Raw genomic sequence first — 12,268 nt, 5'->3', positions numbered from 1 at the left:
TCAAACCGGACGAGCCGGGCAAACGCCGGGGCCCTGCCAGTTCCCCCTAATACTCCAGTGCGGTTTCGTGATCTATCCAGCAGGTTCGTCGGCGGAACGTCGTCGGTAGTGGCTGTGTCGGGCTGTTGCCTGGTGGCGTCTGCGCCAGATTGACCATTGCAGCAGCCTGGCAGCGGTCGCGGTCGGCGGGCTGAGGAGGACGGTGAACAGGTGGCGGATCTCCGGGACGGTCAAGGAGATGGCTTCGCTGTCGCGGGCTGGGCGGTGCGGACGGGTGGACCGTTTCGGTGCCGTGCTGGCGGCGACGGCGGTCAGGAAGGCCAAGGCGAGCATGGCGAGCGTGATGTGGCGATGCCATGAGGTCCAGTTGCGGACTTGGTAGTGGTCGAGTCCGACCTGGCCCTTGGCGGCCTGGAAGCACTCCTCGACGCTCCAGCGGACACCGGCGACGCGGACCAGCTCCGCAAGGGTGACTGGGATGGGTGACCAGCACAGGTAGAAGGCGAGTTCACCGGTCGTGCGGTTGCGGCGGATCAGCAGGTGGCGGTGGTTGCCGCTGCCGATGTGGACCCAGGCCCAGTCGTGGTAGCGCGGGCCTTTCGCGCCGTTGCCCGCGCTGTGCCGCTGCCAGGCCGCGGCGGGCAACCGTCCGGCGACGGTGTCCGCGCGGACGGCGGTGCGGCCTGAGTTGATCAGCACCCGCGTCGAGCAGGCGACGGCCATCACGTATCCGGTTCCGCGTGCTTCCAGGGCGGCGCGGAGCTGTGGGTCCTGCCCGTAGGCTTCGTCGCCGGTCACCCATGGCGCCTCCACCCCGGCGTCCAACGCGGCGGCGATCATCTCCCAGGCCAGGCTGGGCTTGGTCGCGAACCGGACCTCGTCGGGTATGCCAGCCGCCTGGCGGCGCCCGGGATCGGAGCACCAGGACTGCTCGGGCAGGTAGAGCCGGCGGTCGACCAGTGCCCGTCCCCGGCCGGTGGCGTAAGCGAGGAAGACCCCGACCTGGGAGTTCTCGATGCGCCCGGCGGTGCCGGTGTACTGCCGCTGAACGCCCGCCGAAGCCCGGCCCTTGTCAAGCCCCGGGTTTCGTGGAGTGTGAGTTAGCTGGTTTTCTGGAGTGACGCAGGGGGTTCAGCTGCGGAGTAGGCAGCCTCGTGCTCGGCCGGGGTGATGTGGCCGAGCTCGCCGTGGAGGCGGCGCTGGTTGAACCAGTCGATGTACTCGGCGACGGCGATCTCGATGTCGTTGATGCCGGTCCACGGTCCCTTGTTGCGGATCAGTTCGGCCTTGAAGAGGCTGTTGAACGCCTCGGCCAGGGCATTGTCATACGAATCGCCTCGTGAGCCGACCGAAGCCACAGCAGCCTCTTCCGCGAGGCGTTCGGTGTAGCGGATAGCACGGTATTGAACGCCGCGGTCCGAGTGATGCGTGAGACCAGTGAGGTCGGCGCCGGTGTGCCGGCGGCGCCAGATCGCCATCTCCAGCGCGTCGAGGGCGAGGTCGGTGTAAAGGGTGGTAGCGACCTGCCAGCCGACGACCATGCGGGAGAAGACGTCGATGACGAAGGCGGCGTAGACCCAGCCGGAGAAGGTTCTGATGTAGGTGATGTCGGCAACCCACAGCTGGTTCGGTGCAGTTGCGGTGAACTGCCTCTCGACCAGGTCGGCGGGCCGGTCGGTCTCGGGAGCGGGCCGGGTGGTGCGCGGGCTCTTGGCCCGGATCACTCCGCGAAGTCCTGCCGCCCGCATGAGACGTTCGACGGTGCAGCGGGCCACCTTGTGTCCCTCGCGGACCAGAGCGGCATGGACCTTGCGGGCCCCGTAGACCCCGTAGTTGTCGGTGTGGATCCGGCGTATCTCCTCGGTGAGCTCCGCATCGCGCAGGCTGCGGGCCGACGGCGGACGGCCCTGAGCGGCGTAGTAGGTGCTCGGCGCGATCGGCGCGTCCGTCTCGGCGAGGACGTCACAGATCGGCTGGACGCCGAACGTCTCCTTGTACTGGTCGATGTAGGCGACCTTCATCGCAGTGGACGGTCCAGCTCCGCGGCGAAGAAAGCCGAGGCGGACTTCAGTATCGCGTTCGCCCGTCGCAGTTCCTTCACCTCCCGCTCCAGTTCCGCGATCCGGGCGGCCTCTGTGCCCGTGGTCCCTGGCACGACGCCCTCGTCGGCCTCGGCCCGCTTGACCCACCCCCGCAGAGCCTCGGGGTGCACGTCCAGCTGGTCGGCGATGCGCTTGATCGCCCCGGCCCTGCCGACCGGGTCCTTGCGGGCCTCGACCGCCAGACGCGTCGCGCGTTCACGCAGTTCGTCGGGGTACTTACGGGGAGCAGCCATGATCGGCATCCTTCCGGGTCTTCGATGTCTCCATCAAACCCGGGGCGATTCACCTTCTTCACGAAACCGGTCTCGTCCACGATCAGCACCGCGCCGTCGGCGCCGAGGTGTTCGACAGCGTATGCGCGGACATCGTCGCGGACTGCGTCGGCGTCCCAGCGTGCGTAGCGCAGCAGCCGCTGCATCGGCCCCGGCCGCGCATGACCGGCCTGTTCGGCCAGCCGCCAGCAGTTCTTCCGCTCGACACACGACAGCAGCCCGAACAGATAGGCGCGGGCACTCGCCCGGGGCTCAACTCGGCCGAAGCGGCCCGCGATCCGGGCCATGGCCTGGTCGAACATCTCCCGCCAACGGGCAGGGTCTACCCTATGGTCCGCGGCCACCGCACGATCTTCGTTTGTCCACACACCAACCGATGATCACGCGGTGGCCGTACCCGTTCCCAGCCGGGTCCGCAGCAAGATCGCGAAACCAGACTGGAGTACTAACCGAGGATTCTCTGAAAGATGGCTACTCCACCGCCACGTGCAACCCATCCGTCGAAAGGCGCCTCGCGACAAGGAACCCCACGGAACGCACACGCTTCAGCCCCGCTCGTGGGCAGTGAAGTCGCTGGCCACACAGATCAATCTGGGCTGGCCCCAGAGCACCTGACCGCAGCCGTCGCCCCGAGCCTGCCATCATCCAGGCGCTCGAAATCGACCCGGTGGTCCATGGGCCAGCTCAGGAAAAAAACCGTGGCCCCTCAGTGTCGTGGCGGACGACAGATCTAGTGAAGCTTCCCCTGAAAATCAGGAAAATGGGTTCAACTACTCGATGTACTCCTCCATGAGTCGTGCCAGGTGCAGCAAGTAGGGCAGCCGGGTGTGCGCTTTGGTGTGCATGTGGCAGCGGCGCAGCCCGTTCACGTAGGCAGCGAGATCGACGGCCTTGTCAGCGGGCTGCTTGAAGGACACGTGGATCTCCAGCGACGTGGGGTTGGCCCCGTGGCGAGTGAGGTCGCCGTCGTCCCCGAAGTACTTCGAGACGGACTTGGCCAGCTGATGAGTGTCCGGGCGAGGGTTGACGGCCAGATAGGTGCGATCGTTCCAAGGGATCAACCCGGAGTACCGCCCCCATTCGTAGGGGAGAACATCGTCGTTGCTCTCTGTCTCCGGATCGTCCAGCGGGTTCATTCCGAAGGCGAGGGGGATCTCGTCGGAGTCATCGTTGATACGGACGATACGCAAGCCAGGCAGGGTAGCTGGGGTGCGCCGAGTGGCGGGATCGACCGCGCTGCAGTCGATGCCCGGTGGAACCATCGCGTCAGGGCAGATGTAGTCGTTCTGCAGCCACGGCCAGATTTCCGAGTTGCGCAGCGTCTGAGCGCGTACCACCAAGAGCCGTTCGGCGCTGCTGTCCAGGGCGAGAGCGTGAGTGAGAAAGGCGGCGAGGGACGCACGGTCCCGGGCCCGGATACGCCCACGGCCTTCGACCAAGGCGCGGGGCAGGTCGACCAGGGGCATGGGGGCTTCGTGCGGATGGCTGGTGGTGGGGGCGAGTTGGGCGGTTGTGGTGCCTTCCGTGGTCGCGCGCAGCAGGACAGGGACGAGGCCGCCACGTGCGCGTGCCAGGTGCATGGCGGTGAGCTCGAAGGGGCCAACGATGTTCCGTGGGCGGGGCAGCAGAGGCAGGTGTCCTACGGACCGGAGGATGTCGCGTACCGCGGAAGCGGCGCGTTCGACATCGTCGCAACGGATCTGGGAGTCCTGGAAGGGCTTGGCTCCGTCCTTCTTAGCGTCTGGTTTGGCGGTACGGGTCACGGGGTGCAGGCACTGCACGTGACGTCGCAACGTCGGCAGGACCTTCTTGAGCAGAGCTTTCGGGTCGTCCTGATGCGCAGCCGTGAAGGAGACGGGCTTGCCGATTTCCATGAGTGAGCCGGTCAGCTGGCCGTCGTCCGGGAGTGCCTCGCGCAGGGCGCGGGTCCGCTCTTCGTGGTGGCGGCGCCGGGTCTCGCTGCGTTCTTCCGGTGTGCTCTCGGTCGGCCAGGGCATGCCGGAGACCAGGGTGCCAGGGTTGAACAGACTCAGTTGGATCTCGGTGTCACCGCGGTAGGTGTGAACTTCGCGTCCGGCTTCGTTCCGCTTATCGGCGTGGGTGTAGCCAAGCAGCCCGGTCAGGGCCAGGTGTACGGCCTCATAGGTGCGGGGGGCGGTGTGCCCCAGCTCGAGGCGGTGCATCGCGCCCGGAACGGCGGCTTCGAGGCGGGGTGCGCGACGCTGCGGGATCTTGCCAATGGAGTCGACAGGCTCAAGGTGCAGACCGGACAGCACTTCTTTCAGCTGCTCGAACAGAAGCAAATGGTCGATCGGCTGCAGACCCGTCTCGGCAGGGTGGCCGTCGGCCTTGCGTCCCGTTTCGGCATCTGGTTCGTCCAGGAGGTACGTGTAGCCAGTGCTGTGCAGCAGTAGTGCGACGGGATCCTTCGAGCTGTTCTCATCACGGCCCAGCCCGTTGTGAGCGCGGGGGTTGGCGCGGACGGCATTCGGATCTGGGTACAGGTGCGGAGTGGGCAGGGAGGGGACAATGCGGGCGATGCCGGGGGTCCAGCGCCAGCCCATGTCGTCCCCGCGGCCGGTGACCAGGACAGGTGCCCGGAGGAACTGTGCCCTCTCAATGCCACTGAGCACCCCGTCGGGAGTGTAGAGAAGGACGGTGGCGCTCGGTGGCTTGTCCGGGTTGCGGCGCGGGATGTAGACGGGTGTGGTGCCACCGAAGCGGGTGATGTGCGGGGTGACGCGGATGATGAGCCGATCATCGTGCGGCATTGTCCTGACGCGGAATTTGGTCTGGTGAGTCCACAGTCCGTACGCGCCGTCGTCGTCGGTGAGTTCGCGGGCCGGCCAGAGGTAGACACTGCGTTCGCCGCGCTCTCCGATCGGGCCGAGGACTGCGGTCTCGTTCTGCTTCTGCCCGGGAAGCTTCCATTTGTTGTCGATCCACTGGGTAGCGAGGTAGGACGCGAGGAGCTGGTAGACGTGCGTACGGGGCCGTGCTGTGCCGTTGGGAGCCTTGCCGTGGCCCAGCAGGTCGAGCGTGGTCGAAGTCCATTCCAGTGGGAACGCGGCTTTGACAAGGGAGAACCAGTCGACGTCGCTTTGGTGGGGCGCGACCTCGGTGGCAATCCACGCTTCCAGGGCAAGCTGCAGGGGCAGTTCGTTCTCGGGCGGGTGTACTGCGTGTAGCCAGGTGTCAGCCTCGAGGTCGCTGCCGACGGCGAGTACGCCCGAGCCTACGCACTCCACCAATTCGCGCAGCCCTCGCGTCGGCAAATAGGGAGAACGGTTCTTGGGCTTGCTGCTCCAGGCCCGCTGAAGGCGGGGCAGGAGCGAGCGGGGGAAGGGGGCCGTCTGGAGTGCAAGTGGGAGTGCTTTGTCCGGGACGGCAGTGAAGGCGGGAGTCAGGATGTTCCCGTAACGAGGTGGTGCGGGCTTCTTGGTGCCGGAGTCACTGTCGGTTTCGGTCACGGTCGTGTCATCCCCAGTCGATGTTCTCAAGAAGGTTGGCGAGCAGTCCCCACACGGCTGTGTGGATCGCGTGCTTGACTCGCGCCTGGGCATCGGCGCCAGGTCCCGGCTCGCCAAGGAGTTCGCGCATCAGTGCCCGGCCGGCGATCAGGACGCTGGTGCGGTCCGTGTCGAGGGCGGAGTCGCGCGGGTCGGCGGCGCGGGGGGCGAATGCTGCGTCGAGCAGGTAGACGCGGACGGGCACGTTGCCGCGGATTCCGCGGCCGGTGGTCTGGTAGAAGGAGTGGAACTGGTCTGCAACGAAGGCCCGGCGCAGGTCTTCGGTGGGCAGAGTGCGGAAGGTCAGCGGGCGGTCCATCATTCCGCCCCAAGTCGCGTGGGCCTTACGGATGAGTGCACGGACTTCCTGGGTGGGGTTGGTGTCGGGTACGTCGCAGCGGACGGGATCGAGCAGTCTGGCCATGGCCTGCGAGTTCAGTACCGCCAGAGGAAAGGACAGGTCGTCCGGTGGCGGGTGGAGGCGCGCCAGATAGAAGATGGGGTAGATCGCAGCGACGCCACGGGCGTTGAGCATGTTGTGCGCGCGGCCTACAGATCCTTCGGCTGCTACCATCACGGTCGCCTGAGTTGTGGGGAATTCCGCGATGCGGCGGTGCGCGAGGCCGTATGGCCCCGGAGGCTGGCTGTCGGGGACTACGTGGCAGGCCGTCACGGTGGTGCGGGTGTTCATGTAGTGGGCGCTGGTCTCTGCGTCCTGTGCGCTGAGGACCACGAAGAGGGCCCGGCGCCGGTCCTCGTCCGCGCTCTGGAGCGCCTGTTCCAGCAGCGACATGGTGGCGCCTGGGTCTGGGGTGCACACGGCGTCGGTCATGGTCCGCACCGCGTTCTGCCGCGCCTGGCGGCCCCCGGCCCCCGAGACGTACACGCCCCGTTCGTGGCCGGGCCGCCTCCGTGGTCGGAAGAGCAACCTGCTGGCGCGCAGCGCATCCGCGCATTCCGTGGGCTCGCGCAGAATCAGCGACGGCAGGATGTCGATGTGGTATCGCGCGGAGTACGGGTCGTAGCTGGTCGCGGAGGTGAGCAGAACATGCGGGCCCTCCACGCCTTCACAAGCCAACATGTCGTGCAGGTGATAGAGCAACCAGCGGCCCACACCGCGCAACCACAGCACGTCCAGGGAGCCGCCGCTACTCTTCCGGCTGGGTGTCCACTGCAGCGCCATCATGTTGCCCATGGGCAACTCCGGGACGAGGGCCCGCAGCTCGGGGTGGGGCTGATGGGCAAGGACGCTGCCGCCCATGGACAGCGGCATCACCTCTCGGAGGGTCTCCTGCATGGCTGACAGCTCGAAGTACGACGTGGTCACGCGGGCGGCCCAGATGCCGGCGATCAGCAAGCGTGCCAGTTCTGCTCGGCGGGCGAGCATCCGGTCCGGGACCCTGGGCGGTTCATGCTGCGTCAGCCACTCTTCGGCTACCTCTTGAGCCGTGCGCTGGACGGCGTAGCCGGCGGTCATGGAGTCGATCAACTCAGCGATGTGGCCCGGAGGTGCGTCGAACGGCGCGTTGGTCAGCTCGGCGAAGAAGGCGTCGAAGTACTGCTCGGCCGCCTCCCATTGTTCCGAATCCTCCCCACGCTCGGCGTGGTCCTCGATTCCGTGCAGAAGGCGAGCCAGACGAGTCAGCAATGTGTGTCCGCTAAACGGGCCGTCGTCCACGGTCTCGGCCAGGGCCTCCTTGGCTGCTTCTCTCGCCTCTGCCGTCTCGCCGGCTGGCAGCATCAGCAGGGGTAGAAGTCCGGCCAGCGCCTGCGAGTGGTACGTCGCGTACCGCTGAAATCGCTGCCCATGCTTATGGGCCACGGGCCGGTACCAGGTTGTCGCGAGACCTTCGTGCCAGGCCACCGCGATCCGGCTGCTCCAGCCATCCGGCTGAGTCAGCGGCTCATGGTGCAGGAACTTCGTGTCGAACTGGCTCATGACCTGGTCGGCCTCGTCGACGACCAGCAGGTCCAGCTCATGCTGAACGGCGGTGATCCAACGGGCTGTGTACGCCGCGGGCTCGGCAGCGCTGGCCAGGAGTGCGGCAGGCGTGGTAACCCACACCTGCGCGTCGGGCACGCCACGCGCGGCGTTCTGGAACGGGCATACCGGCAGCAGGGGACAGTCCACCCGCTCCTTGCGCTTCGTCGCCCCGACGACACGGAGTTCGTTCCGACAGGGACGGTCTTCCGGCGACAGGGGCTCGGCGACCGGGCCCGAGGGTTCGAGGAGCATCTCCAGGGGACACAGGTCCGTTGTGAACGACGCGGTCGCATCCACCTGTGACGGCAGCGGCGCCACATCTTCCCCGTCACCGACGTACAGCAAGTCGTCCCAGTACCGCGCCAGATGCTCGTCGCGCGTGGAGCGGCCGATGAGCGGTACGGCCCGGATACCGAGGGCCCGGAAGAAGCGAACCTTCGCCAGGGCGTTGCCAACCGACGAGACGAGGTAACCGATCTTGAGGCCGCGATCGGCCGCGATCTTCACGAGGATGTCGTTGAAGGTGGTCTTTCCGGAGTTCATCAGACCGACGACCTGAGCCACACCGTCGATTCCGAACACCCCGAGTCCGTCACGGAGTTCGCCCGCCTCGGCGTCGACTCTCGCGAAGACCATGTTCTCCAGTCGGCCGGAGAAGTTCTCGTCGCAGTACCGCGGATCGCCTTCGAGTAGACGGTCCATCTCCTTGGCGGCCTGCTTGAGGTCGTCGTCGGTCACGTTCGGGAACGGCACCCGTGTGCGCCGTTCCTTGGGCTGCAGGAGCGACATCGTCGTCGGCAGGGCAACCCAGTCTGGAACGCGCAGGCGTTCCTTCTTGCCGTCGTGACGCCGGAACCAGAGAACTGCGCCCGCCGGAGCCGGTTCGCGCACCGTGCTCACCTCGTAGGGCACGGGATCGTGCAGCGCGGCCCGGTATGCCTCAGCCCTATCAGGAAGCACTGCGCTGCCCCGCGCACGGAAGACACTGCCATGCACCACTCTGCGGGCTTCTGGGTCTTCCAGCTCGAACATCCGCAGATGGGGTGGGAGTTTGCAGTACTCGTTAAGGCGGACCTTCCAGTCCCCGCCTCGGGCCGTGGGACCCATGCGGCGACGGAGGTTGCGCACCATCGGGTCGGTGGCCGGGCCCGCGCTCAGATAGCCGTCCAGCACCTTGCGCAGCACCGTGGCCGACTGCCCCGGCATGTACTCGGTCAGGAAGTACAGGCCCAGCTCCACACGGAAAAACACGCGGAGATCGAGCGGCTGCATCAGCGGCTCCAGGCCCGTGGCCTTGGCCTCCTTCTCAAGCCGGTCGCTCCACGCCGAGATATCCCGAGCCATTCAGCCGCGCTCCGACGCACGCCGAAGAACCGCAGCGATGAAGTCCCTCTCACCGACGACCTCAACGCCGTGTACCCGGCCGTCCATGGCGCCTTCCAGGTCGGCGACGTAATCCCGCGTATCGAACCGATGCTGGGCGAGCACCAGGAAGCGGCGGCGCGCGTCAGCCCGCCGGTCCCAGCGGAAGTTCCGCCCCAGCAGCGCGGCGCTTGCGTGATCCTTCACATCGGCGGCCCACCACTCGCCCTCTCCGATGCGGCCGGTGCCGTCCCAGTCGATCGCCAAGTCCACAGCGTCCATGCACCACCACGGGTACACGAGCTTCCCCAGCGCAGGCCGTACCGCATCGAAGACTCGGCGCTCTGCCAAGCCCGGATCATGGAAGAAGCGGCGAACGGCCTGGCGCTGTACATACAGCTCGGACATCGTCTCCACGGTCCGCCGTGCAGCCTTGCCAACGCACCCCGGAGTGCCACAGAGCACATGCTTGTCCGGCAGCAGTGGGTTGTCGCATCCGTCGCACACGTCCAGCGCCGTCGGCCCTGGGGCTGGACGATGCTGATAGGCGTGCAGAAACCACTCCTTCACCCACGGCTGGCCGTGGGAATTCTTCGCCGGAAAGCGTCGAATCAGAGCCGCGAGATCCAGATCGGAGGCAACCGCATTGTCGATCAGGAAGCCGCGCAGCCCCACATAGTTCTCCTGCACCTTGGCTTCGTTGCCGGCGTTGCGATCAGCCGTGGACATGAGGAGCTCGAAGGAACGGTTCTCAACCAGTTCGGCCTCGGGATCCTTGGCCATGGCCAACCGAGCGGCCTCGTCGGCGAACGCCGAGGGGCGGCCGTCCTCCACGAGCCGGAGCCCCCTGTCGCTCTCGCTAATCCCCAGGACTAGCGGCCACTGCCCGAGCGGCCGCGTGCACCAGGCGAAAACGTCCATGTGGGTGGGCAGCTGAGCCATCCCGCTCTCCAGGGCCCGCCACCACAGACGGTTCAGACCGGCGTTCCATGCCGAGGGCAGGCCCACGCTCCCCACGCCGAGCAATGGAGTACTCCACAGCGCTCCGTGCTGGTCCATCTGGATGCGCGCGAGCCCAGCCGCCAGCAGTTGCACGGTCATGTAATCGTCCGACAGGTCAGAAGACACCTGCGCCAGGCGCGCCGACCGCGATGCGTCCGTCCCGACGTCCCCAAAGAGCACGTTCTGTCCCCTCGATGGCCATTCTCGCGACGGATAGTAACCACACGTGATCAACAGGTCCGCCAACGTGACACGGAGTTAGAACCCCGTGTCGCCATGTCAGGCTTAGGGTGACCACGCCACCAGCGGAGCGAGCCTGTCACCCGATCGATGCCAGCCGCCTCTTAGCTGCGTTGACGCAGTTATGGCATACGCACCTCGACATTCATCCTGGCTACCTGGCCGAACACAGCGGTTGGTTGTCGCGGAGGTAGTAGAGCTCGTTTGTCAGCAGCACCGCCCACCGGTCCTTCGTGGGAGAGATCCACATGCCGAAGCGGCCCGTGCCGGGGCTGTGGTGTGGTCGAGACCTACGTCCGCAACGCGTTCCGCGAGCTGGCGTTCAACTGAGGCACCCGGCCGGCTTCGTCCGGGAGATGAAACTACCTCGCCCGGGCGCCTGCGGCCCCAGCATGGTCGGCGTCCGGACGCAACAGAAGCCTGCGGGCCGTGCCTGGGATCGCTTTTCATCGCCTGACCATTGGGCCTTGCCCCTGGCCGATCAGCAGCCCCATTGTCAGTGCCCTCGTACACAATCAACTCATGTGGGAAAACTCTCCGTTCCCCATGCCGGACGGTGCAAGGATCACCGACCGCCAGGGAGACCAGTACAAGGTGAGCGTCAGCATTCCGTCCGACGCGGATGGGTTCTTCGGGCGCCAGTGCCCGGAGTGCTCGATGCTCTTCCGCGTCCACGGCGACGACTACGCGGCCCTACCCGATGAGCTTCGGCTCTGGTGCGTGTATTGCGGCCACAACGCGGACCACGGGGACTTCTGGACCGACCAGCAACGCGAGCGAGCCATGGAAGCGGCGCGAGCTCTGGGTGCGCAGATCGTGCATCAGGGTCTCACGAGAACGCTCCGCAAGACGCGGAACTCCTCACGTCGTGGCCACGTCTCGGTGTCGTTCCGTAGCCGCCCCCGGTATCCCCGCCCCCTGCCCGAGATCGACGAAGAGCGGCTCGCGCGTACGCGGACGTGCGCGGGATGCGAGATCCGCTACGGAGTCTTCGGCGAGCACCGCTACTGCCCCTCGTGCGGTCGGCTGCCGGCGGCCATCGTCGCCTTCGACGCCCTGCAGGCGGAGACCGCCCGTCTCGACGCACTGGCCTCGCTGCCCGACGAAATCCAGGCCGCACTGCGCGAGCAAGGCGTGTTCACCCGCAGTTGGGTCGACACGATCGAGAACGTCGTGGGTGTCGTAGAGGCACTCGGCTCCTCGGTGTTCCATGAGCACGTCACGGACGCGGAAGAGCGGCTGCGTGGCAAGGGGAGCATCTTCCAACGGCTGGACGACATGGCAGACCTCCTTGTCTCGGCTGGCTTCCCTGACGTACGCGGTCCGGTGGGGTCGTCCGCCTGGCAGCGGCTGCTCCGGACCTGGGCGGCTCGCCATGTCTTCACCCACAACGACGGTGTCGTCGACGAGAAGTACCTGCGCCGGGTGCCCGCTTCCAGAACCTCTGTCGGCCAACGGCTCGTGATCTCGGATGCCGACTGCAGGGAGGCGGTCGGCGATGCCACCGCGCTGTGTCGAGCGCTCGTGGACATCAGACCCCGGTAGGCCCGACCTTCTCTCGCGGAGCGGTTCTTGTCGCCAGGATGGCTGCCGCGAAGGAGCTTCCGCTCAGGGCGAGGAACAGTCCGGCATAACCGCCGAGCGCGCCGGCGAGGGCGGCTCCGGCCCAAGGGGGTGAGGGCGGCGGCGACGCGGCCGGGGCTGTGAGGAGGCGGAGAGACGGCCGTAGTGGGTGGTCCCCCAGCGGTCGATGAGGGCGGTGGCCTGGAGGAGGGTGCGGTTGCCCGTACGACTCCT

At 66.9% G+C, this 12,268-nt stretch carries 6 protein-coding genes and 1 pseudogene; 1 reads left to right on the top strand and 6 read right to left on the bottom strand.

The annotated features are described in order from the left end of the window. Window positions 1–72 precede the first annotated feature (72 nt). The 6 genes and pseudogenes from V1460_RS12710 to V1460_RS12685 form a co-directional block, all read right to left on the bottom strand. Window positions 73–1,017 (bottom strand): IS701 family transposase, encoded by a 945-nt coding sequence (locus V1460_RS12710; RefSeq protein WP_407077612.1) that lies wholly within the window; start codon window positions 1,015–1,017, stop codon window positions 73–75. 83 nt (window positions 1,018–1,100) lie between these two features. Next, window positions 1,101–2,335, bottom strand: a protein-coding gene (locus V1460_RS12705) for an IS3 family transposase (protein WP_338671464.1) whose coding sequence is annotated in 2 segments (ribosomal slippage) — window positions 1,101–2,056 and window positions 2,056–2,335 — 1,236 coding nt in all. Because the reading frame shifts where the segments join, the coding sequence is not laid out codon by codon here. Window positions 2,336–2,400: 65 nt separating this feature from the next. Then, window positions 2,401–2,661: pseudogene (locus V1460_RS12700) on the bottom strand (transposase); the annotation flags it as partial. 483 nt (window positions 2,662–3,144) lie between these two features. Then, on the bottom strand, window positions 3,145–5,844 hold the full coding sequence (locus tag V1460_RS12695; RefSeq protein ID WP_338673840.1) for an RNaseH domain-containing protein: 2,700 nt from the start codon (window positions 5,842–5,844) through the stop codon (window positions 3,145–3,147). Window positions 5,845–5,851: 7 nt separating this feature from the next. Continuing rightward, window positions 5,852–9,211, bottom strand: coding sequence for a hypothetical protein (locus V1460_RS12690; protein WP_338673839.1), 3,360 nt, complete (start codon window positions 9,209–9,211; stop codon window positions 5,852–5,854). After that, the gene (locus V1460_RS12685; RefSeq protein WP_338673838.1) at window positions 9,212–10,411 is read right to left on the bottom strand and encodes a hypothetical protein; all 1,200 of its coding nucleotides are present in this window, start codon (window positions 10,409–10,411) and stop codon (window positions 9,212–9,214) included. It lies immediately after the preceding gene. 582 nt (window positions 10,412–10,993) lie between these two features. Here V1460_RS12685 and V1460_RS12680 point away from each other — a divergent pair. Beyond that, window positions 10,994–12,016 carry a hypothetical protein gene (locus tag V1460_RS12680; RefSeq protein WP_338673837.1) on the top strand — a complete coding sequence of 341 codons (1,023 nt, stop codon included), beginning with the start codon at window positions 10,994–10,996 and terminating at the stop codon, window positions 12,014–12,016. The last annotated feature ends 252 nt before the right edge of the window (window positions 12,017–12,268 follow it).

Origin of the sequence: Streptomyces sp. SCSIO 30461, assembly GCF_037023745.1 — a bacterium.
In the GTDB taxonomy this organism is placed as follows: domain Bacteria; phylum Actinomycetota; class Actinomycetes; order Streptomycetales; family Streptomycetaceae; genus Streptomyces.
Note: the sequence above shows the minus strand (reverse complement) of the source record. Positions and strands in the feature narration are given on the sequence as shown.

Excerpts from the sequence above, each read along its gene's own strand:
- V1460_RS12690 (WP_338673839.1), bottom strand. The coding sequence starts at position 9,211 with ATGGCTCGGGATATCTCGGCGTGGAGCGACCGGCTTGAGAAGGAGGCC.
- V1460_RS12680 (WP_338673837.1), top strand. The coding sequence starts at position 10,994 with ATGTGGGAAAACTCTCCGTTCCCCATGCCGGACGGTGCAAGGATCACC.